This is a genomic window from Nocardia coubleae NBRC 108252, assembly GCF_001612805.1.
GTDB classification, from domain to species: domain Bacteria; phylum Actinomycetota; class Actinomycetes; order Mycobacteriales; family Mycobacteriaceae; genus Nocardia; species Nocardia coubleae.
Genome location: NZ_BDBD01000011.1, coordinates 357153 through 378093, shown reverse-complemented (window position 1 = coordinate 378093; position 20941 = coordinate 357153). Strand labels below are relative to the sequence as shown.

Here is a 20941-nt window from a genome sequence, read left to right as displayed (position 1 = left end):
CCCGCTCAGGAGTCCGCGATCGCCTTGGCCTGCCGCAGCACCTCGCGCACCATGGCGGGGGTCAGCATGCCGGTGAAGGTGTTGCGCTGGCTGACGTGGTAGCAGCCGAGTACTGTCACCGTTCGCCCGTCCGGGTGGGTGAGGACCACCTGGGCGCCGTGGCCGAAACGGGGGCGGGGGCGGGGGATGGTCCAGCCGCCTTCGGCGAGGACGGTGAACAGCGCCTGCCAGCCGAAGGCGCCGAGGACGACGATCACCTTCAAGGTGGTGGCGAGCAGTTCCATCTCCCGGCTCAGATACGGTGCGCAGCGCAGGGTTTCGTCGCGGGTGGGTTTGTTCTGTGGCGGTGCGCAGTGCACGGGAGCGGTGACGCGCAGGTCGATCAGTTCGATGCCGTCGTCGGCGCGGACCGGGTGCGAACCGGTCGACAGGCCGACCGCGTGCAGGGCCGCGAACAGGACATTGCCGCTCTCGTCGCCGGTGAACATGCGCCCGGTGCGGTTGCCGCCGTGCGCGGCCGGTGCCAGCCCGACCACCAGGATCCGGGCATCGGCGGGGCCGAAACCGGGCACCGGCCTGCCCCAGTAGTCCTCGTCGCGGAACGCGGCCCGTTTCTCCCGCGCCACCTGCTCGCGCCAGGCGACCAGACGGGGGCAAGCCCGGCACGAGGACACCAGCGCATCGAGTTCGGCGAGGGTGCCCGCATTGCCCGCCGCGAGCGGCGCCTGCTCCGGGTCGCTCGGTTCGGCGGCCATCATCCCATCCTAGGTCGTGGGAAATCCGGTAACCCGTCGTACCGAACCACCCACGTGGTACCGGCGGTACCACGTACTGTGAAGGGATGATGCCCATCGAGATCGTGACCGCCGACGGAGTCGTGCGCGGTCGAGCGGGCCGCAGTGTCGTGCGCTGGCGCGCCCTACCGTACGCGGCCCCTCCTGTCGGCGACCTGCGCCTGCGCGCACCCCAGCCGGTGCGTCCCTGGACCGGCGTGCGTGCGGCCGACCGCTTCCGTTTCGCGGCGACCCAGCACCCCAGCGGTGCCCGGATCGGCCCGCGCACCTGGCAACCGGTGGGCGAGGACTGCCTCACCTTGAATGTCACCGCCCCCGCGGCATCGTCGGATACACCGCGTCCGGTGATGGTGTTCATCCACGGCGGCGGATATGTCATCGGCACCTCGAGCATGTACTCCGGCGCCCGGCTCGCGGTCCGTGGCGACGTGATCGTGGTGTCGGTGAACTACCGGCTCGGCGGTCTCGGCTATGTCGACTTCAGCGAGTTCTCCACGCCGGAGCGCCCTTTCGACGCGAACCTCGGGCTCCGCGACCAGGTGGCCGCGCTGGAGTGGGTGCAGCGCAATATCGCCGCCTTCGGTGGCGACCCCGGCAATGTGACGATCTTCGGCGAATCGGCGGGCGCGCACGCCGTGGTGAGCTTGATGGCCACCCCCGCCGCGCGCGGCCTGTTCCACCGCGCGATCGCCCAGAGTGCCCCCGCCGACTGGACGATGACCCGCGAGGACGCGCACCGTTTCGCCCGCCGCTGCCTCGAGCGACTGGGTGCCGACCCGGCCGACGCCGTCACCGCCCTCACCACCACCTCGGCGAGCGCGCTGTGCCGGGCCACCGACCGCGCCCTCGGCCGCGCCATGCGCGAGGAACCCGGCAGCTTCGCCTACGCCCCCGTCGCCGACGGCGAGTTCCTGCCCGAGGCGCCGCTGGACGCGATCGTCGCGGGCCGCGCCCACCGGGTGCCGCTGATCGTCGGCACCAACCGCGACGAGGCGACCCTGTTCCAGCGTTTCGTGAAAGCGGTACCGCACACCGAGGACCAGCTCACCACGACCTTCGCCCGCTGCGAAGCCGGTGCCCTCGAACGTGTCGCCGCCTGCTACCCCGGCTACCCGAGCCCGGCGACCGCCGTGCGCATCGGCGGCGACTTCATGTTCCTGCGCCCCACCCTCGAGGTCCTCGAAGGACACAGCCCGCACGCGCCCACCTACGCCTACCGTTTCGACTTCGCCCCGCGCGCACTGCGATTGGCCGGTTTCGGTGCCACCCACGCCCTCGACCTGATCCCCGTCTTCGGCTGGGTGAACACCCCGGTCGGGCGCATGATGACCGCGGCGGGCGGGTACCGGGCGTTCCTCGCCGTCCAGCGCGCCATGCAGGACAACTGGCTCAGCTTCGCCCGCACCGGCAGCCCCCTGCCCGCCTGGCCCGCCTACACCGCCGACCACCGCGCCACCCAGATCTTCGACCACCCGACCCGCGTCCTCATCGATCCCGACCCGGCCATCCGCCGTGCGTGGCAAGGCGTACGCATCGCCGGTCCGACCGACGGGCAGACCAGGACGGAGAACGCCGGATGACCCTCGACCAGGACACCGGTGCGCGGCGCCTCACCGCACTGCTCACCGAGGACCCACAGGTCAGGGCCGCGCGCCCCTCGGACGAGGTGCACGCCACCGTCACCACACCCGGATTGCCGCTCGGTGAGATCGTCGAGGCGGCGATGACCGGGTACGCCGACCGGCCCGCGCTCGGGTTCCGGCGCACCGAACTCGTGCCCGAACCCGGGGGAGCGGTGCGGCGGATCGTCCCCGACTTCGAGACGATCACCTATCGCACACTGTGGGACCGGGCGCGGGCGGTGGCGGCGGCCTGGTACGCCGACGGGGTGCGCGCCGGGGACTTCGTGGCGATGCTCGGATTCACCGGGGTCGATTACACGGTGCTCGACCTGGCCGTGATCCACCTCGGAGCGGTGGCCGTGCCGCTGCAGTCGGGCGCGAGCTCGACCCAGCTGCGTTCGATTCTCGACGAGACCACACCGAAGGTCCTCGCGGTCGACATCGCGTATCTCGGGACAGCTGTCGAGGTGGTTTCCTCGGGTGCCACGACGCTCGTGGTGTTCGACTTCTTCGCCGACGACCACCGGCATCGCGAGCTGCTCGACGAAGCGCGCCACGACTTCCCCGGAATACGCACTCTCGCCGACACTGTCGAACAAGGACTGACAGCCGAGCCCGCCCCCCGCGTGGAACCCGACGACGACGCGCTGGCCCTGCTGATCTACACCTCCGGCAGCACCGGAACACCCAAGGGTGCGATGTACACCCGCCGCCTCGTCGCCGCGGGGTGGCAGCCGGTGCGTCCGTACGCGGTCATCAACCTGAACTTCCTGCCGATGAGCCACATCGCGGCCAGACTCACCCTCAACGCCGCCCTCGCCCGGGGCGGCACCGCCTACTTCACCGCCGCACCGGACACGTCGACACTCTTCGACGACATCGCCCTGGTGCGGCCCACCGAGATCTTCCTCGTCCCGCGCGTGTGCGAGATGATCCAGCAGCACTACCGCCGCACCCGCGAACACCACCCCGAACTCACCGACGACCAGGTGAAAACGTCACTGCGCGAACAACTCCTGGGTGGTCGCCTGCTGACGGTGTCGTGTGGCAGCGCCCCCATCGCACCGGAGCTGCGCGCGTTCGTCGAATCGGTGCTCGAGCTGCGGCTGCACGACGGCTACGGGTCGACCGAGACCGGTGGTGGCGTCATCTTCGACACCCGTGTCATGCGCCCGCCGGTGCTGGACTACAAGCTCGTCGACGTCCCCGAACTGGGCTACTTCGGCACCGACAAGCCGTACCCGCGTGGCGAACTGCTGCTCAAGACCACCACCATGATCGCCGGTTACTACCGGCGCCCCGAGGTCACCGCCGAAGTGTTCGACGCCGACGGTTTCTGCCGCACCGGCGACATCGTCGCCGAACTCGCACCCGACCGGCTGGCCTATGTCGACCGGCGCAACAACGTCATCAAGCTGTCGCAGGGTGAGTTCGTGACGGTCTCGCGTCTGGAAGCGGTGTTCGCCGGCGAGGACCCGATCCATCAGATCTATGTCTACGGCAGCAGTGATCGCGCGTTCCTGCTCGCCGTCGTCGTCCCGGCCCGCCCGCTGCCCGCCGAACAGGCCCATGCCGCGATCAGCGACGCGCTGCACCGGGCCGCCGTGCGGGCACAACTCGAACCGTACGAGATCCCACGCGCCTTCCTCGTCGAACCCGAACCGTTCACCGTCGACAACGGCCTGCTCTCCGGAGTGGGAAAGCTGTTGCGCCCCAAGCTGAAAGAGCGCTACGGACAGCGCCTGGAACAGCTCTACGACGAGCTGGCCGGACGCCAGGACGACGAACTGCGCCGGCTACGTGCCGACGCCCCCGGTCTCGCCGTGTCCGAGGTCGTCGCCCGGGCCGCGGGCGCGATACTCGGCTGCGATCCCGCCGCCCTGCGCGCCGACAGCCGATTCTCCGACCTGGGCGGTGATTCGCTTGCGGCGCTGTCGTATTCGACACTGCTGCGCGAACTCCTCGACGTCGAGGTCCCCGTCAACGTCCTGCTCGGCCCCGACAGCACGCTGGCCGCCCTCACCGGCTACATCACCGCGTGCCCCGCGACCCTCGACGCCGAGACGATCCACGGTCGCGGCGCCACCGAGATCCGGGCAGCAGACCTCACCCTGGACAAATTCCTCGACACCGGCACCATCACCGCCGCCCCCGATCTGCCGAGGGCCGCGACGCCCGCGCGGACCGTGCTGCTCACCGGCGCCAACGGCTACCTCGGCCGATTCCTGCTGCTGGAACTGCTCGAACGCCTCGCCCCGCTCGGTGGCACCGTGATCTGTGTGGTGCGCGGCGCCGACGCCGATTCGGCTCGCACCCGCCTCGACGCGGCCTACGACAGCGACCCCGCCCTGACCGAGCACTTCCGGGCCCTCGCCGACCGCGCCCTCGAGGTACTGCCCGGCGACATCGGCGCACCGGAACTCGGTCTGCCCCAGCAGATATGGCAGCGGCTGGCCCGCGATGTGGACCTGATCGTGCACTCGGCGGCGCTGGTCAACCACATGCTGCCCTACCACCAGTTGTTCGGGCCCAATGTGGTCGGCACCGCCGAGATCATCCGGTTGGCCGCGACCAGCACCCGCAAGCCGGTCAGCTACCTGTCGACGGTGGCCGTCGCCGCCCAGATCGCCGACTTCACCGAGGACGGCGACGTACGGACCATGAGCCCCGTGCGCCGCCTCGACACCGGCTACGCCAACGGTTACGGCAACAGCAAATGGGCCGGTGAGGTACTGCTGCGCGAAGCCGCCGACCGGTTCGGGCTGGCTGTCGCGGTGTTCCGGTCGGACATGATCCTGGCCCACCGCCGCTACCGTGGTCAGCTCAACGTGCCCGACGTCTTCACCAGGTTGCTGCTCAGTGTGCTCGTCACCGGATCGGCACCGAAGTCGTTCTACCGCACCGACTCCGAGGGCAGGCGCCGTCGTGCGCACTACGACGGGCTGCCCGCCGACTTCGTCGCCGCCGCGATCACCGCACTGGCTCCGACCGCCGGATACCGCACCTACGATGTCGTGAACCCCCACGACGACGGCATCTGCCTCGACGACTTCGTCGACTGGCTGATCGAGGCCGGTCACCACATCGACCGCATCGACGACTACGACGAATGGTTCGACCGCTTCACCACCGCCCTGAGCGCCCTACCCGAACCGCGACGCAAACACACCCTGCTGCCGTTGCTGCACGCCTACCGGCATCCGGCCCGCCCGCTGGCCGGCTCGGCGCTGCCCGCCGACGGCTTCCGCGCCGCCGTGCGGGCCGCCGGCATCGGTGGCGCCCCGGACATTCCGCAGCTGGGCCGCGACCTGATCGACAAGTACGTGCGCGACCTTGCTCAGCTCGGACTGTTCGACACCGACTCGGTCTCGGCGTAGCCGACGGGCCGCAACGCCGGGTCGGGGGCGAACGAGGTGAGCCCGACCCGGCGGTACTTGCCGGCCAGCCGTTCGTAGCGGCGGCGGTTGCGAGCCATCGGTGAATCGGTGACGGTGGCGGGCAGCCGGTCGAACGCGGTCCGCAGCAGCGCGGTGAGTACCCGGAACTCGGTGTCGTGGCGGGCTGTCCAGGTGATCGGCATGCGGGCCCGCACCTGCGGGTGCATGATGCCGCACCCGAGCAGCATCACCACATGGCTCAGCACCGGTGAACCCACCCGCCACAGCGGACCGGTGGCCGCGGGCAGGAAATCCGGGCGCGGTGCTTGGCGCACCGACGCGGTGGCCGCCTCGAGTGCCGGGGTCACCCGTAGTTCCTCGGCCGCCATCCGTTCGTAGTGGGCGACCAGTTCGCGATAGTCCTCGATCGGGGCGTTGCGGCCGCGCAGGTGCAGTCCGATTGTCTTGCGCCGGTAGTGATCCCAGACGGCCTGGTTCTGCGCGGCCGTCGGCTCGGTGCCGGTCAACGCGATATAGGCGCCGCGCTGAACGAAGAACGTCGAGTACAGAATCCAGTTCCAGGCCTGCGGCTCGAGCGCCGAATAGCGTTGCCCGTCGGGGCCGACGCCCTTGACCGCACGGTGCAGCAGCATCAGGCGCTCGGCCTCGGCGGCCGCGTCGGCCTCGGTGCCGTGGTAGATGAGCTGGTCGGCGGCGGCGGTGCGCACCGCGCGCGCCCACGGCTCATATCTGGACCGCCCCGTCGCCTCGAGCGCCGCCGACACCGGCGGCAGCATCGGCTGGTCGAACAGCCCGACGGCGAAAAGCCCGAACAGCACCGAACCGCCGACCCGCTCGAATCTCTCGACGGCAGCCGAAACATCGTGCGGCACACCATCATCGGTAGAGGCTGGCTGATGAGACACGGGACAGGTCATCGGTGAACTCCTTTGTTCCGGCGCCGCGACCGCATGGGTCCGGTCGGCACCCTCCGCAATTCTGGTGCCATGCGACACCAGAAACTCGTGTGGTGTCAGCGTGCACCACAATGGGGCCATGGTCAAGACCGAGGACACCGCGACGTCCCCCCGCGCCTACAGGGGAGTGGCGGCCGACGAACGCCGCGCCCGCCGGCGCGCGGCCCTGCTCGACGCCGCCCTCGACCTGCTCGCCGCCGACGGCGCCGCCGCCGTCACCAAACGCGCGGTCTGTGCTCGGGCCAAGCTCAACGACCGCTACTTCTACGAACAGTTCGCCGATCGCGACGCCGTGCTCACCACCCTCGTCGAAGAGCTCACCGCCGAGGGCATCGCCGCCGTCGTCGCGGCCACCCACGCGGCCGAACCCGACATCCACAGCCAGGTCCATGCCGCCGCCGATGCCGCGCTCGGCTTCCTGCTCGACGACCCACGCCGCCACGCGCTGCTGCTCAACGCTCACAGCACCGAAGCCCTCCAGCGGGCCCGGCTCGCCACCCAGCACGCCATCGCACGGGCCATGGCCGCGGTCAGCCGCGAGCTGCACCCGTCACCGATGTCGACGCCGCTGGACACCGACATGGCCGCCTACACGGTGGTCAGCGGCACGCTCGAGCTCGTCGCGGCCTGGATGCGCGGGGAATTCGACACCACCCGAGCTCATCTCACCGACCTGATCGCCCGGCAATTGCTGCAGGTCGAAACCGTCCCCGGCGGCTAGGGGGCGACCATGCGCGCGGCCGCGAGCACGGTCGCCGCGCGCTGGGTCGCCACATGCTCACCACCGGCCTGAGCGGCATGGACGGCGGTGGTGCGGGCCAGGTCGGTGAGCATGCGCAGCAGCAACGCCGCCGGGATGTCGGGGGTCACCAGCCCCTCGCGCTGCCCGCGCCGCAACTCGGCCAGCTTGCTCGCCACCATCTCGCGCAACGCGCGCGCCACCTCCTCCTCGGCCGGTTCCAGATCGGCCCAGGCCTGCAAACGGGCATCGTCGGGATTGGCGAGGAAATGATCGAAGAGACGTCCGACGTACCCGGGCAGATCCTCGGCGCGCATGGCCGTGCGGGCGGAGGCTTCGCTGGCCCAGCGTTCGGTGACGGCGGCGTAGAGATCCTTCTTCCCGGGGAAATAGGCGTAGAGGCGGTCCTTGCTGGCATGCGCGGCCTCGGCGATCCGGTTGATCCGCGCGCCCGCGATGCCGAACTCGGCGAATTCCGCCTTGGCCGCGGCGAGAATTCGCTCCCTGGTTGCCTCACCTGCCGCTCGCATGCGCTGGATGTTACCCCTTGCCGAACCATCTGGTTCGGAACTATGGTCAATCCCGAACCACCTGGTTCGGGTAACGGCGAGACGAGGACACCCATGGCCGAACAGCCACGCTGGCAACAACTCCGGGCACAGAACGAAGGTGTGTCCACCGCCGAACTCGACGAGATCTGGACGCGGCTACGCCCGGCGCGCGCCGAGGACATCCTCGGGCAGTGGCGCGGCGACGCCTTCCAGACCGGTCACCGGCTGTGCAAAGCGCTGCCCGCCAGCCGCTGGTACGGCAAGACCTTCCTGGCCCTCGACGACGCCAAACCACTGATCTGCCGAGCCGAGGACGGCACCCTGTTCTCCAACGTCGAGATGGGGCAGGGCGAGGCGACGCTGTGGAACATCGAGTTCCGCGGTGAGGTCACCGCCACGATGGTCTACGACGGGCGCCCGGTGTTCGACCACTTCAAATGGCTCGACGACAACACCCTGATGGGCATCATGAACGGCCGCCCCGAATTGGTCCTGGCGGGCGGGCAGTACTTCTACTTCCTGCTGGAACGGGACAGCTGATGCGCACCACGGCCGTGCTGTCGCGCGATCCGGCGGCGGACTTCTCCGTCGAGACGGTCGAGATCGACGAGCCGCGCGCCGGGGAGATCCTGGTCCGGATGGCCGCCACCGGCATCTGCCACACCGACCTGGCCACCCGCCGCGCCGGTGCGGTCGACCGGCCGATCCTGCTCGGGCACGAAGGCGCCGGGGTGGTCGAGGCCGTCGGTCCGGGAGTGCGCGCCGTCGGCCCGGGAGACCACGTCGTGCTCACCTTCCGCCACTGCGGCGACTGCGCCAACTGTGGTGCGGGCCGACCCGCCTACTGCCTGCACGCGACCACGCTGAACAACTTCGGCCGCCGCGCCGACGACACCCCTCGGGTATTGGTCGACGGAGCGCCGGTGCTGTCCGGATTCTTCGGACAGTCCAGTCTGGCCGGCTACGCGCTGAGCAGCGAGGACAACACCGTGGTCGTCGACCCGGCGATCGACCCGGCCCTGGCCGCACCGTTCGGATGTGGATTCCAGACCGGTGCCGGCGCGGTCCTCAACGTGCTTCGCCCCGAACCCGGCGCCCGCCTCGTCGTCTACGGCGCGGGCGCGGTCGGCATGGCCGCCCTGCTCGCCGCACGCACGGTGCCCGACGTCGAGGTGGTCGTCGTCGAAACATCCTCCTCGCGCAGGGAACTCGCCCTCGAGCTCGGTGCCCGCGCCGCCGTCGACCCGGCCGGGGAAGCGACGGCGGCACGGGTGCGTGAGCTCACCGGCGGCGGCGCGACCCACGCGGTGGACACCACGGGAATACCGGCCGTGCTCGGCGACGCGGTCGCCGCCCTCGGCATCGGCGCCACCGTGGTCGCCGTCGGTCTCGGCCGCGGTGCCCCGCCCATCGATGTCGGCGACATCGTCTTGCAGGGCAAGACGATTCGTGGCTGCCTCGAAGGCGACAGCGTCGCCGCCACCTTCATTCCCCACCTGCTGGACCTGCACGCGCAGGGCCGCTTCCCGGTCGATCGACTCGTCAGCCGCTACCCCGCTTCCGACATTGCCGCCGCTCTGCACGATCAGCGCACCGGTAAGGTCATCAAGCCGGTGCTGACATGGTGAACGGCCCGACCCGCGAGACCGAGGACAACGCATGACGATTCTCCACAGCGAAGACCTCGCGACCGAACCCGCAGCGAGTGTGGACGCCGCCCGTGCCCAACGGCGCCAGGTGGTGCTCGACGCCGCCCGTGACGTGTTCGTCGCCTACGGTTACCACGGCACGAGCATGGAGGACATCGGCAGCCGCGCGGGCATGAGCAAACCGGTCCTCTACACCCACTACGCGAGCAAACTCGACCTCTACCTGGCGGTCCTGCAGCGCTACCTCGACCGCATGGTGGACGGTGTGCGCAACGCGCTGGCGGGAACCAAGGGTGAACAGAAGGTGCGCCGTGCGGTCGGCGCCTACTTCGATTTCGTCGACGAGGACGCGGGTGGGCACACGCTGGTCTTCGAATCACCGGTGCCGAGCGAACCGTGCGTGCAGTGGCGGGTGCGTGATGCCATGAACACCTGCGCGGTCCTGGTCAGCGCCGAGCTGCGCGCCGCGGGCATGGACGACGTGCGCGCCTTCGCCTGCGCGTTCAGCCTCGTGGGCGCCAGCCACTCCACCGCACGGCACTGGCTCGACGCGGGCCGCCCGATCCCCAAGCACGAGGCCGTCGAGATGACCGTGACGCTGTGCTGGCACGGGCTGTCGTCGGTGGGTGTCGTCAACCGCGACACCAAGGGCTCAGCCCGCTGACGCGGTGAGCGGCAACGGGCTGCCGTCGAGCAGTTCGTCGCTGGGCAGCTGACCGACCAGCACCGCGAGTGCGCGTTTCCAGCGACGGACCACGGCCTCGCGCTCGCCGAGGGTGCCGGTGAGCATGGCCGTCATCGACAGGCCGGTGAGCAGGTCGATGGTGAACTCCACCAGCAGCTCCGCGCGCGGGTCGGCGGCATAGGGCTCCCCGAGCACCTCCAGGTAGAGCCTGCGCATCTCGGTGAACACCCGCTGTTCCTCGTGCACGAGCCGGTCGCGCAGTTCGGCGTCGGTGCGCGCGGCCACCCACAGGTCAAGGGCGGTGAAGAAGGCCGGGCTGTTCAGGTCGCGCCAGGCCAGGTCGACCACCGACTGCAACCGGTCGCGGCCCGGCGGGAGCAGTTCGGCCTCGCGACGGAACTGCTCGAGCCGCTGGTCGACCACCTGGGTGGTGGCCGCGACGAGCAGCTCGGCGCGCGTGGGGAAGTGGTGCTGCACGGTGCCGCGCGCCAATCCGGCGCGTTCCTGCACGGCGCTCACCGTCGTTGCCGCGTAGCCGCTTTCGAGCAGGCACTCGGCGGTACAGGCCAGAATGCGGGCCCGGGTCGAGGCGCGGCGCTGCGCCTGGGTGCGGCGGGGGCGTTGCTCGGTCACGAAAGAAATCGTACGCCCTGCCGAATAGTTGCGCGATACTGTGAGCGCGGTCTCCGACACACCCGGCCGTAACTCGCTATTGACGGGGAAGTCCCGGGCTGGTGAAATCAAGAAACCGTACGCAGTAACTGTTTCCTGCACGAAGGGCTGCGATGACGCAGATCTCCCACCACCGCCGCGGAACCGGCGCACCGATCGTGCTGGTCCACGGTCTCGGCAGCCGATGGCAGGTATTCGCCCCGATCATCGACGCGCTGGCCGCCGAACACGAGGTGATCGCGCTCGACCTGCCCGGCTTCGGCGAGTCCCCGCTCGTTCCCGGCGTGGAACCCGGACCACGCGGGTACGCGACCTGGCTCGCGCAGTGGCTGTCCGACAACGAGATCGAGCGCCCCCACCTGGTGGGCAGTTCGATGGGCGGCGGGATCGCGCTGGAACTGGGTCGCACCGGTATCGCCTCGGCGGTCACCGCGTTCTCCCCGATCGGTTTCTACGACCGAGCCGGACTGCGATGGACCAAGACGCTGCTCACCGGCATGCGCGGCGCCGCGCGGGCGGCGGGCCCGGTCCTGGCTCGATCGATGGACCACCGGGCGGGACGGGTGCTGCTGCTCTCGGCCATGTTCGGCCGCCCGGCCCTGGTCACCCCGGCCGCCGCGCGCCTCGACCTGGCCGGAATCGCGGGGGCGAGCGCGTTCACCGCCGCCCGCGACGACTTCGACAACTACGTGCTGACACCGGACCAGGACTTCGGCGCGCTCACCGACATCCCGGTGACGATCGCCTGGGGTACCCGCGACGTCGTCCTCGTGCACCGCACCCAGAGCGCCCGCGCCCGCGCCGTGCTGCCGTTCGCCCGGCACATCGACCTGCCCGGCTGCGGGCACCTGCCGTTCAGCGACGCGCCGCGCGACTGCGCGCGTCTGATCCTCGAGAGGAACGCATGACACCGTCCATCGCGGTCATCGGCAGCGGTTTCGGCGGCTTGGCCGCCGTCATCGAACTGAAGAAGCGGGGCTTCGACGACATCGTCGTCTTCGAGAAGGCCGACGAGGTGGGTGGGGTCTGGCGCGACAACACCTATCCCGGTGCCGCCTGTGACGTGCCCTCGCCGTTCTACTCGTTCTCCTTCGCACCCAATCCGCGCTGGCCGCACCGGTTCTCGCGGCAACCAGCGATCCTCGACTACATCCGCGGGATCGTGGACACCTACGACGTGCGCCGCCACCTGCGCCTGGGCACCGAGGTGCTCGGCGCCGCCTACGACGACGCGACCGGCAAGTGGACGGTGTCGCTCGCCGGCGGCGAGACCGTGGTCGTCGACGTCGTGGTCTCCGCTGTCGGGCAGCTCTCGCGCCCGGCCCTGCCCGACATTCCGGGACGCGAAACCTTCGGAGGCAGCAGTTTCCACTCCGCGCAGTGGAACCACGACGTGGACCTCACCGGCAAACGCGTCGCGGTGATCGGTACCGGGGCCAGTGCGATCCAATTCGTCCCCGAGATCCAGCCGCGGGTGGGCAATCTGACCGTCTTCCAGCGCACCGCGCCTTACATCATCCCGCGACCGGACCGTGAATTCGGGCGCCTGCACCACCGGATGTTCGAGAAGGTGCCCGCCACCGAGCTGGCCGAACGCGGCACCTGGTACGGCGTCGTCGAAGGGCTCAGCGTGGCCTGGGTCTACGCCAGGCCCCTGGCCCGTGCCGTCCGGGCCTGGTCGAAGTGGCACATGCGCCGCCAGACCAAGGCGGTGCCGGGACTGTTCGAGAAGGTATGGCCCGACTACGACGTCGGCTGTAAACGAATCCTGTTCTCCGACAACTACCTTCCCGCGCTCACCGAGCCGAACGTGGAACTGTGCACCGAGACGATCAGCGAGATCACGCCCACCGGTGTACGCACCGTCGACGGACGTGAGCACGGGGTGGACGTCATCATCTGGGGGACCGGTTTCAAGACCACCGAGTTCCTGGCACCCATGACGATCACCGGAGCGGGCGGCCGCACGCTCGGCCAGGAATGGCAGGCGGGAGCGCGCGCCTACTACGGCGTCACCGTGCCCCGGTTCCCGAATCTGTTCATCATGTACGGGCCCAACACCAACACCGGTGGCGGCTCGATCATCTACTTCCTCGAGGCACAGGCGAAATACCTCGGCCGCTACGTCGCCCATCTCGCGGCGACCGGTCGACCCCTCGCCGTGCGTCCCGAGGTGGAGAAGGCCTACGACGCCCGCATTCAGGAACTCCTGGCAGACAGTGTGTGGAGCCGGTGTTCGTCCTGGTACCGCCAGGCCGACGGCCGCATCACCACCAACTGGCCCCTGCTGGGAGTCCAATACCGCAAACAGGCGCGGTTCGATCCCGCCGATTACGAGGTGATGGTTCCATGACCAGCTACGACTACGACGTGATCGTCGTCGGCTCCGGATTCGGCGGCAGCGTGACCGCCCTGCGCCTGACCGAGAAGGGCTACCGGGTAGGTGTGCTCGAATCCGGTCGCCGCTGGAACGCCGAGGACTACCCGAAGACGAACTGGAATGTGCCCAAAGCGATCTGGGCACCGCGGCTCGGGCTGACCGGGCCGCAGCGCATCAGCGCGCTCGGCAAGTGCCTGGTGTTCAGCGGTTCCGGTGTGGGCGGTGGTTCGCTCATCTACGGCAACACCCTCTACGAGCCGCTGCCCGAGTTCTACCGCGACCGCGCCTGGTCGCACATCACCGACTGGAAGTCCGAACTCGCCCCCTACTACGACCAGGCCAAACGAATGCTCGGCGTGGTCGAGAACCCGAAGCTGGGGCCCAAGGACGACGTGCTGCTGCAGGTCGCCACCGATCTCGGTGTGGCCGACACCTTCCACCGCACCCACGTGGGCGTGTTCTTCAACGAAGGCGCTGAAGGGGTCGAGGTGGAGGACCCCTACTTCGGTGGCGCCGGACCGCGCCGCGCGGGCTGCATCCACTGCTCGGAATGCTTCACCGGCTGCAAACACAACGCCAAGAACACCACCACCCTGAACTACCTGCACCTGGCCGAAAGCCAGGGCGCGCAGGTGCATCCGCTGACGACGGTCACCTCGGTGACCCCCGACGGCGCAGGCGGATACCGGGTGGAGACCGTGCGCTCCAACGGCCTGCTGCGCAAGGACCGCCGCACCTTCACCGCCGAACAGGTGGTGTTCGCGGCCGCCGCGCTCGGCACCCAGAAGCTGCTGCACACCCTGCGCCGCAACGGCACCTTGCCCGAATTGTCTTCGCGCGTCGGCGAATTGACGCGCAGCAATTCCGAGGCGATCATCGGCGTCACCAGCAAGACCCGCCGCGACTTCGCCCAGGGCGTGGCCATCACGTCCTCGATCCACCCCGAACCACAGACCCACGTGGAGGTCTGCACCTACGGCAAGGGGCAGAACGCGCTGTTCGTACAGACGGTGCCGATGGTCGACGGCGGGGCGTTCCGGTTCCTGCGACTGCTGCTGACCATGCTGCTGCATCCGGTGCAGTTCCTGCGCTCGCAGAACGCGCGCGGCGCGTCGGAGCGATCGGTGATCCTGCTGGTGATGCAGTCGCTGGACAATTCGCTCACCTCGTACCTGAAGGGGCGACGGCTCGTCACCAAACAGGGTGCGGGAGAACCCAATCCGGAGTGGATCCCGCTCGCCCACGACATCGCCCGCCGTTACGCCGACAAATCCGACGCCATCACGGGCAATATCGCCACCGACATCTTCAACATCCCCGCCACCGCCCACTACATCGGCGGCTGCACCATCGGCGATTCCCGCGACACCGGTGTCATCGACCCCTACCAGCGTGTGTACGGGTATCCGGGGCTGCACATCGCCGACGGCAGCGCCATCACCGCCAACCTCGGCGTGAACCCGTCACTGACCATCACCGCCCAGGCCGAACGCGCCATGGCGTTCTGGCCCAACAAGGGTGAGCCCGACCCACGCCCCGAGCTCGGGGCCGCCTACCGGCGCATCACTCCCGTCGCGCCACGCCGCCCGGCCGTCCCCGCGGACGCCCCCGGCGCCCTGCGCCTGCCCGTCTGAGAGGAACCCGCATGTCCGCCGCCGACCGTCTGGCAGCACTCGAACCCGCCTGCCGCCGCGACGACGCGCTCGCCCTGTTCGACAGCCTCCCACCCGTCGCGCCCACCGACCTCACCGGCCGTTGGCACGGCCGCGAGCTGGCCACCGGCCACCGGCTCGACGGCCTGCTCGCGGCCTCCGGTTGGTACGGCAAACAATTCGACGGCCCCGACAACGTTCACCCGCTGCTGTTCGCGACCCCCAAGGGCGACATCTTCCCGGTCGACCCGAAACGCATCCCCCTGGGACTGGTCGACAAGATCCCCACCGCCGTCGTCGAGCAGACCCGCCGACGCCTCGACCTGCTGGCACCCACGCTGCGCACCGCCCGGCACCGCGCCCGCCTGCGGGAAATCAACCACCGGGGCACCGTCACCACCGCGATGATCTACGACCATCTGCCCATCATCGACACCTTCCGCCGCGTCGACCCCACCACGGTCCTGGGCATCATGGACTACCGCCGCCTCCCGGACCCGTACTTCTTCATCCTCACCCGCGACTGACCGCGCAGGTCATCGCGCGAACGCGACACCGGCCCCCACACCGACGACCATCGCCCCACCGACACCGCCCACAGCCTCGAGCCGGCGCGGTGACCGCGCGAACCATCCCCGCGCGGTCGCCGCGACGACGGCCCACACACCGTCGCAGGTCAGCTGGATGAGGAGGAAGATCGCGCCGAGAATCAGCATCTGTACCGGCAGCGGTCCGGCGTCGGTGGCGGTGAACTGCGGCAGGACCGCGCCGAAGAACACCGCCGTCTTCGGGTTGGTGGCGCCGACGATGAAACCCTGCCGCATCGACCGGCCACCGCCGTCGGTGCTCGCGGTGAGCACCAGCTTCTTGCGGTCACGGATCGCTGTGATACCCAGGTAGATCAGATAGAGCGCGCCGATCACCTTGACCGCCGTGAACAGGATCGTCGAGGTCATCAGCACGGCGCCGAGTCCGAGAGCGACCACGGCCAGGGGTATGACGGAACCGGCGACCGAGCCGAGGACCGACAGCAGTGCCTGCCTGCGCCCCAGCGTCAGCGCGCGCCCGATCGCGAACAGCACATTCGGGCCGGGGATCACGATGATGAGCAACGCCGCACCGGCGAAGGCGATCACATGGGGGATCGGCACCATCAACCGAACTTAACAGCGCGCCCTCCGCGACGGCACAGATCGGCGTGCATCGGGAACCACGCCGGGGGGTCGGACGGCCCGGTTGTGTCGCCACCGGTTTGCCGGGTATCTGCCGTTCATGGCACATTTTCGTCGCTGGGGAGCTGTCTACCTGCTGATGTTGCTGTTCATCGGCTCGTGGGGCGCGCAGTTCGTGTTCCAGCTCATCGAGTATCGCAACACTCAGCAACAGCAGGGACAACCATTCCAGTGGTCGGGGTATTGGCCGGAGTTCTTGGCCAGCACCTTCGAGAACTGGCAGAGCGAATGGTTCCAGCTGGTCTTCCAGGCCGTGCTGTTGCTCGGGGCCAAGCACTGGATTTTCCGGGTCGATGCCGAGAACGCCGAACGCATCGAATCCAAGATCGACGATCTGCGCGCCTATCTGGTCCCGCCCGAGCGGCAGACCGAGGTGCCAGGAGACTGACACCGGCGCGCCCGGCCCGCGGTGCGGACCGGGCGCGACAGGCTCATCCGCGCGGTTCGATCCGATCCCACGCGCGGTGCTCAGCCAGGTCGGTGACCACCTGTGTCACGGTCTGCGGCGCCTCGGCCACGGTGACACCCGGCGCGTCGGCATCGACACCGTTACGCTGCAGCAGACTCGCCGCCGCACCGACCGCCGCGATCGCCTTCCCGTGCCGCCACATCTCGTTGACCAGCACATCCACCCTCGGATCGATCGGCGCGCCCAAGGCGATCAACGCGTCGAACTCGATCGAGCGCATCGTGGCGAACGTGCGGTCGACCTTGCGGCCCTCCACTTCACCACCGTGCGCGGCGACCAGCAACGGCCGCACCTTGGCCTGTTCCAGATCGGCGCACACCTGCTGCACGGCCCCACCGGAACTGGTCTCGTCCACCAGCACCGCCACGGTCCGTCCGTCGACCGGGAACGCACCGCGCTTCTGCGACAGCGCCGGACTCGGCGCCAGCTCGACGGTGTTCGCCGTCGGCGCGGGCACATCGACACCGAGCTGATTGGCCACATACCCGGCCAGCTGTTCGTCGACATTGACCAGCATCTGCACCGCACGCTCGCGAACCGTCACCGACGTGCACTTGCCCAGTTCGAACGAGAAGGCATCGGCCAGGCGGTGCTGCTCACCGTGGGTGAGGCTGCGATAGAACATGCGCGGCTGCGAGAAGTGATCGGCGAACGCCACCTGCGCCTTGTCGGTGTTCGCCGAGGTGCGCAGCTTCGCCTGCGGCGGCGGAATCGGGGTCGGCGATTCGACATAGGCCTCACCGGCGAAACTCGCCGCGTACGGGCACCCGCCGTCGAGCGAATTCGGTTTGTACGGCGCAATGCCCGTGTGCACCGCGGTCTGGTGCATGCCGTCGCGGAACATGTCGTTGACAGCGGTGTGGGGCGTATTGATCGGCAGCTGCGCGAAATTCGGCCCGCCGAGCCGGCTGAGCTGAGTGTCGAGATAGGAGAACAACCGGCCCTGCAACAGCGGGTCGTCGGTGACCTCGATACCGGGCACCAGATGACTCGGGCAGAACGCCACCTGTTCGGTCTCGGCGAAGAAATTCACCGGATTCGCCGTCAGCCGCAGGGTGCCGATCACCTGCACCGGCACCAATTCCTCCGGCACGATCTTCGTCGGATCCAGCAGGTCGATATCTTCGAACACCTGCTCCGGGGTGTCGGGAAAGACCTGAACACCCAGATCCCACTCCGGGAAATAACCCGCCTCGATCGCATCCGCCAGATCGCGGCGATGGAAATCGGGATCGAATCCCGCGGTGAGCTGCGTTTCCTCCCACAGCATCGAATGCACACCCAGGCGCGGCTTCCAATGGAACTTCACCAGGCTCGTGGCACCGTCGGCGGCGACCAACCGGAAGGTGTGGACACCGAATCCCTCCATCATCCGCAGCGACCGCGGCAACCCACGGTCGGACATATTCCAGAAGGTGTGCGCGGTGGCCTCGGTATGCAGGGAGACGAAATCCCAGAACGTGTCGTGCGCGGACTGCGCCTGCGGGATCTCCCGGTCCGGATGCGGTTTGGCCGCGTGCACCACATCGGGAAACTTGATCGCCTCCTGGATGAAGAACACCGGAATGTTGTTGCCGACGAGGTCGTACACGCCTTCCTCGGTGTAGAACTTCGTCGCGAAACCGCGAGTATCGCGCACGGTGTCGGCCGAACCACGCGAACCGAGCACCGTGGAGAATCGTACGAACACCGGTGTGCGGGCATCGGCGGCGAGGAATTTGGCGCGAGTCAACGAGGCGGCGGCACCGTTGGACACGAAGACACCGTGCGCACCGACACCACGCGCGTGCACGGCCCGCTCCGGAATGCGTTCGTGGTCGAAATGGGTGATCTTCTCGCGCAGGTGGAAGTCTTGCAGCAGCACCGGCCCACGGGGTCCGGCTTTGAGTTGGTGGTCGGTGTCGGCTTGGCGCAGGCCCTGCGGAGTGGTGAGCGCGTCACCCTGCTGGGCCCGGACATTCGCCTCACCCGGAACGGGTGCGCCGGTGGGACTGCGCAGCTCCGGGCCCTGTTGGTCCGGATTCGGGCCGGGCGGCTCGCACTGCCCGCCGTCTTCGTCCGGCGGCACCGGCGGGCGCGTGAACTCCGGGGGAATGTGCTGCTGCTCTGTCATCTATGCGCAACCCTTCTGTCCTGGATCGACGTGCTCGCATCGGGAGAACACCTTCTGGCGGATACCGCCTCGAGGAGTCGGCAAACCACACGATTGGGCTGTCGGATCAGGGGTACGCGCAGACCAGCGGATCCCATCGAAAGGACGGCCCGGCCATGAACGATGCCGCTCTCCCTCATCATCACAAATTTCCCGACACCGAACGCACTACCCGCTCGCATGTCGGCGAATCCATCGAAGACGCTTGGAACTGGCCAGGGCTGATCTTGATCGGCCTCGGCGTCGTGTTGCTGGCACTCACCCTCACCGCGGCCGGATACGGATTCGAAGGGTGGGCGGTGATCGCCGGAATTCTGTGCGTGGTGTGTCTGCTCGGCGGCGTGGGTATCGTGCTCGCCGAACACCGCCGGATCAAAGCCCGCGAAGGGCTGCGATTACGCGACCCCTGCGGGCACTGACCTGTTTGCCGTTGCTGATGGGAGGTAGTCCGATCGGAGACCCCGTTCCCGGCGAGGAGGACTTCGATCATGGGATTTCCCGAACAGCAGCAGCAGGTTCCCGGCATCCAATCGAAAATGGACCCCGTGCCCGATTGCGGGGAGAACAGTTACCAGGGATCGGGCAAATTGACGGGCAAAGCCGCTGTCGTCACCGGTGCCGACAGCGGAATCGGACGTGCCGTCGCCATCGCCTACGCCCGTGAAGGCGCCGATGTCCTCATTTCCTATCTCGACGAACACGACGACGCGAAAGAAGTAGCCGACCTGGTCACCCAGGCCGGCCGCCGTGCCGTGCTGATGGCCGGCGACCTCTCCGACGCCGCGCACTGCCGTGCGGTGATCGACAAGGCCGTCGAGGAATTCGGTCGAGTCGACGTGCTGGTGAGCAATGCCGCCTTCCAGATGTCGCACGACGACATCACCGAGATCAGCGACGAGGAATTCGCCTACACCTTCGCCCTCAATGTCGGTGCCTACTTCCACCTGGTGAAAGCTGCGCTGCCCCATATGCGTCCCGGTTCGTCGATCATCGGCAGCTCGTCGGTGAACTCCGACATGCCCTCCCCGACGCTGGCCCCGTATGCCGCCACCAAGGCCGCCATCGCCAATTTCTCGGCCAGCCTCGCACAGATGCTGGGGGAGAAGGGAATCCGGGTCAACAGCGTGGCCCCCGGCCCGATCTGGACACCGCTGATCCCGTCGACGTTCCCGACGGAGAAGGTGAGCAAGTTCGGTGACGACACCCCGCTCGGGCGGGCCGGTCAGCCCGCCGAACTGGCCCCGGCCTATGTGCTGCTCGCCGCCGACGACGGCAGCTACATCTCCGGTGCCCGTATCGCCGTCACCGGTGGACGCCCGATCCTCTGACCCCGACCCGGCCTACCGGTGGCTCACTGGTAGGCCGGGTACTGGTTCGCCCGCAACAACCGGGCCAGATGCGCGGCATTACGCGCCATCGCCGCCGTGGTCTTGCGTACCGCCTCCGGGGTGTCGGGCAGATCCTTGAAGTCGGTGCCGCCCATCGCTTCCCCGTTCCAGTAGGTGCAGCCCTGGGCCGGAATGGTGAATCCGATGTCGTCGAGGGCCTGGAAGGTGTCGGCCACGATCTTGTGCGCACCGTCCTCGTTCCCGACAACGGCCGCGATCCCGACCTTGCCCAGCATGACGGGCCTACCCGCGTCGTCGGTATCGGACAGTTCAGCATCCAGACGTTCCAGCGCGCGCTGCGCCACCGAGGACAGATGACCCAACCAGGTGGGCGTCGCGAGCAGGACGATATCGGCGTCGATGATGCGACGCCGGATCTGCGGCCACTCGTCGCCCTCGCCCTCGTCGGCACTCACCCCCGGCCGCACCTCGAAATCGGCGATACGCACCGTCGACCCGGCCACATCGTTGGCGGCCAGCTCGGCCAGCACCTGATCGGCCATGAGCTGACTGCTGGATTCGGCGGGCGACGGCTTCAATGTGCAGACCAGCGCCACTGCGCGCAACTGTTCGGCGGCCACGACAACACTTCCTCTCGCTCG

At 68.7% G+C, this 20941-nt stretch carries 20 protein-coding genes; 13 read left to right on the top strand and 7 right to left on the bottom strand.

The window, feature by feature from the left end:
• Window positions 1-5: 5 nt before the first annotated feature.
• The gene (locus NCO8_RS10655) at window positions 6-755 is read right to left on the bottom strand and encodes a uracil-DNA glycosylase (protein WP_067639978.1); all 750 of its coding nucleotides are present in this window, start codon (window positions 753-755) and stop codon (window positions 6-8) included.
• A gap of 86 nt (window positions 756-841) precedes the next feature.
• Here NCO8_RS10655 and NCO8_RS10650 point away from each other — a divergent pair, with 86 nt between their 5' ends.
• Complete coding sequence (locus NCO8_RS10650) at window positions 842-2374, top strand: carboxylesterase/lipase family protein (protein ID WP_067638567.1); 1533 nt, start codon at window positions 842-844, stop codon at window positions 2372-2374.
• Entirely contained in the window at window positions 2371-5793 is a 3423-nt protein-coding gene (gene car, locus NCO8_RS10645) for a carboxylic acid reductase (protein ID WP_067638565.1), read from the top strand. The genes NCO8_RS10650 and car overlap by 4 nt, the downstream gene beginning before the upstream one ends.
• Here the strand turns inward: car and NCO8_RS10640 are convergent.
• Window positions 5754-6686 carry an oxygenase MpaB family protein gene (locus NCO8_RS10640; protein WP_245655306.1) on the bottom strand — a complete coding sequence of 311 codons (933 nt, stop codon included), beginning with the start codon at window positions 6684-6686 and terminating at the stop codon, window positions 5754-5756. The two genes, car and NCO8_RS10640, sit on opposite strands and share 40 nt — an antisense overlap.
• 163 nt (window positions 6687-6849) lie before the next feature.
• Here NCO8_RS10640 and NCO8_RS10635 point away from each other — a divergent pair, with 163 nt between their 5' ends.
• Window positions 6850-7491, top strand: a complete 642-nt coding sequence (locus NCO8_RS10635) for a TetR family transcriptional regulator (protein ID WP_067638562.1) — start codon at window positions 6850-6852, stop codon at window positions 7489-7491.
• On the opposite strand, the gene NCO8_RS10630 is transcribed toward NCO8_RS10635, so the two are convergent.
• Window positions 7488-8039: a TetR family transcriptional regulator gene (locus tag NCO8_RS10630; RefSeq protein ID WP_067489761.1), complete on the bottom strand. Its 552-nt coding sequence runs from the start codon at window positions 8037-8039 to the stop codon at window positions 7488-7490. The two genes, NCO8_RS10635 and NCO8_RS10630, sit on opposite strands and share 4 nt — an antisense overlap.
• Before the next feature lie 93 nt (window positions 8040-8132).
• Between NCO8_RS10630 and NCO8_RS10625 the strand changes: the two genes are divergently transcribed.
• From NCO8_RS10625 to NCO8_RS10615, 3 genes are read left to right on the top strand one after another with little or no spacing between them, the layout of a single operon-like run.
• Window positions 8133-8600, top strand: a complete 468-nt coding sequence (locus NCO8_RS10625) for a DUF4334 domain-containing protein (RefSeq protein ID WP_067489764.1) — start codon at window positions 8133-8135, stop codon at window positions 8598-8600.
• Window positions 8600-9688 (top strand): NAD(P)-dependent alcohol dehydrogenase, encoded by a 1089-nt coding sequence (locus NCO8_RS10620; RefSeq protein WP_067638560.1) that lies wholly within the window; start codon window positions 8600-8602, stop codon window positions 9686-9688. Before NCO8_RS10625 ends, NCO8_RS10620 begins: the two co-directional genes overlap by 1 nt.
• Before the next feature lie 31 nt (window positions 9689-9719).
• Window positions 9720-10373 (top strand): TetR/AcrR family transcriptional regulator, encoded by a 654-nt coding sequence (locus NCO8_RS10615; protein WP_067638558.1) that lies wholly within the window; start codon window positions 9720-9722, stop codon window positions 10371-10373.
• On the opposite strand, the gene NCO8_RS10610 is transcribed toward NCO8_RS10615, so the two are convergent.
• Window positions 10362-11027 (bottom strand): TetR/AcrR family transcriptional regulator, encoded by a 666-nt coding sequence (locus NCO8_RS10610; protein ID WP_067489773.1) that lies wholly within the window; start codon window positions 11025-11027, stop codon window positions 10362-10364. The genes NCO8_RS10615 and NCO8_RS10610 overlap by 12 nt on opposite strands.
• Before the next feature lie 152 nt (window positions 11028-11179).
• On the opposite strand from NCO8_RS10610, the gene NCO8_RS10605 reads away from it, so the two are divergent.
• The 4 genes from NCO8_RS10605 to NCO8_RS10590 are packed head-to-tail and all read left to right on the top strand — an operon-like array spanning window position 11180 to window position 15625.
• Window positions 11180-11974, top strand: coding sequence for an alpha/beta fold hydrolase (locus NCO8_RS10605; RefSeq protein ID WP_067638556.1), 795 nt, complete (start codon window positions 11180-11182; stop codon window positions 11972-11974).
• Entirely contained in the window at window positions 11971-13419 is a 1449-nt protein-coding gene (locus tag NCO8_RS10600) for a flavin-containing monooxygenase (protein WP_067638554.1), read from the top strand. The genes NCO8_RS10605 and NCO8_RS10600 overlap by 4 nt, the downstream gene beginning before the upstream one ends.
• The gene (locus tag NCO8_RS10595) at window positions 13416-15080 is read left to right on the top strand and encodes a GMC oxidoreductase (RefSeq protein WP_067638552.1); all 1665 of its coding nucleotides are present in this window, start codon (window positions 13416-13418) and stop codon (window positions 15078-15080) included. Before NCO8_RS10600 ends, NCO8_RS10595 begins: the two co-directional genes overlap by 4 nt.
• An 11-nt stretch (window positions 15081-15091) precedes the next feature.
• Entirely contained in the window at window positions 15092-15625 is a 534-nt protein-coding gene (locus tag NCO8_RS10590) for a DUF4334 domain-containing protein (RefSeq protein WP_067638550.1), read from the top strand.
• A 9-nt stretch (window positions 15626-15634) separates the two neighbouring features.
• Here NCO8_RS10590 and NCO8_RS10585 read toward each other — a convergent pair whose 3' ends face one another.
• Entirely contained in the window at window positions 15635-16252 is a 618-nt protein-coding gene (locus NCO8_RS10585) for a LysE family translocator (protein ID WP_067638548.1), read from the bottom strand.
• 118 nt (window positions 16253-16370) lie between these two features.
• Here NCO8_RS10585 and NCO8_RS10580 point away from each other — a divergent pair, with 118 nt between their 5' ends.
• Window positions 16371-16718 (top strand): DUF6766 family protein, encoded by a 348-nt coding sequence (locus NCO8_RS10580; protein WP_067638546.1) that lies wholly within the window; start codon window positions 16371-16373, stop codon window positions 16716-16718.
• Between the two features lie 43 nt (window positions 16719-16761).
• On the opposite strand, the gene NCO8_RS10575 is transcribed toward NCO8_RS10580, so the two are convergent.
• A complete protein-coding gene (locus NCO8_RS10575; protein WP_067638544.1) occupies window positions 16762-18912 on the bottom strand; it encodes a catalase in 2151 nt (716 codons plus the stop codon).
• A gap of 155 nt (window positions 18913-19067) precedes the next feature.
• Between NCO8_RS10575 and NCO8_RS10570 the strand changes: the two genes are divergently transcribed.
• Both NCO8_RS10570 and NCO8_RS10565 read left to right on the top strand, forming a co-directional pair.
• On the top strand, window positions 19068-19370 hold the full coding sequence (locus NCO8_RS10570; RefSeq protein ID WP_067638542.1) for a hypothetical protein: 303 nt from the start codon (window positions 19068-19070) through the stop codon (window positions 19368-19370).
• Window positions 19371-19439: 69 nt separating this feature from the next.
• Complete coding sequence (locus NCO8_RS10565; protein WP_067638540.1) at window positions 19440-20279, top strand: glucose 1-dehydrogenase; 840 nt, start codon at window positions 19440-19442, stop codon at window positions 20277-20279.
• A gap of 23 nt (window positions 20280-20302) precedes the next feature.
• On the opposite strand, the gene NCO8_RS10560 is transcribed toward NCO8_RS10565, so the two are convergent.
• Window positions 20303-20920, bottom strand: coding sequence for a flavodoxin family protein (locus tag NCO8_RS10560; RefSeq protein WP_067489804.1), 618 nt, complete (start codon window positions 20918-20920; stop codon window positions 20303-20305).
• Window positions 20921-20941 lie beyond the last annotated feature (21 nt).

Excerpts from the sequence above, each read along its gene's own strand:
- NCO8_RS10590 (WP_067638550.1), top strand. The coding sequence starts at position 15,092 with ATGTCCGCCGCCGACCGTCTGGCAGCACTCGAACCCGCCTGCCGCCGC.
- NCO8_RS10630 (WP_067489761.1), bottom strand. The coding sequence starts at position 8,039 with ATGCGAGCGGCAGGTGAGGCAACCAGGGAGCGAATTCTCGCCGCGGCC.
- car (WP_067638565.1), top strand. The coding sequence starts at position 2,371 with ATGACCCTCGACCAGGACACCGGTGCGCGGCGCCTCACCGCACTGCTC.
- NCO8_RS10655 (WP_067639978.1), bottom strand. The coding sequence starts at position 755 with ATGGCCGCCGAACCGAGCGACCCGGAGCAGGCGCCGCTCGCGGCGGGC.
- NCO8_RS10615 (WP_067638558.1), top strand. The coding sequence starts at position 9,720 with ATGACGATTCTCCACAGCGAAGACCTCGCGACCGAACCCGCAGCGAGT.
- NCO8_RS10565 (WP_067638540.1), top strand. The coding sequence starts at position 19,440 with ATGGGATTTCCCGAACAGCAGCAGCAGGTTCCCGGCATCCAATCGAAA.
- NCO8_RS10600 (WP_067638554.1), top strand. The coding sequence starts at position 11,971 with ATGACACCGTCCATCGCGGTCATCGGCAGCGGTTTCGGCGGCTTGGCC.
- NCO8_RS10650 (WP_067638567.1), top strand. The coding sequence starts at position 842 with ATGATGCCCATCGAGATCGTGACCGCCGACGGAGTCGTGCGCGGTCGA.
- NCO8_RS10585 (WP_067638548.1), bottom strand. The coding sequence starts at position 16,252 with ATGGTGCCGATCCCCCATGTGATCGCCTTCGCCGGTGCGGCGTTGCTC.
- NCO8_RS10620 (WP_067638560.1), top strand. The coding sequence starts at position 8,600 with ATGCGCACCACGGCCGTGCTGTCGCGCGATCCGGCGGCGGACTTCTCC.
- NCO8_RS10625 (WP_067489764.1), top strand. The coding sequence starts at position 8,133 with ATGGCCGAACAGCCACGCTGGCAACAACTCCGGGCACAGAACGAAGGT.
- NCO8_RS10605 (WP_067638556.1), top strand. The coding sequence starts at position 11,180 with ATGACGCAGATCTCCCACCACCGCCGCGGAACCGGCGCACCGATCGTG.
- NCO8_RS10580 (WP_067638546.1), top strand. The coding sequence starts at position 16,371 with ATGGCACATTTTCGTCGCTGGGGAGCTGTCTACCTGCTGATGTTGCTG.
- NCO8_RS10570 (WP_067638542.1), top strand. The coding sequence starts at position 19,068 with ATGAACGATGCCGCTCTCCCTCATCATCACAAATTTCCCGACACCGAA.
- NCO8_RS10635 (WP_067638562.1), top strand. The coding sequence starts at position 6,850 with ATGGTCAAGACCGAGGACACCGCGACGTCCCCCCGCGCCTACAGGGGA.
- NCO8_RS10595 (WP_067638552.1), top strand. The coding sequence starts at position 13,416 with ATGACCAGCTACGACTACGACGTGATCGTCGTCGGCTCCGGATTCGGC.
- NCO8_RS10575 (WP_067638544.1), bottom strand. The coding sequence starts at position 18,912 with ATGACAGAGCAGCAGCACATTCCCCCGGAGTTCACGCGCCCGCCGGTG.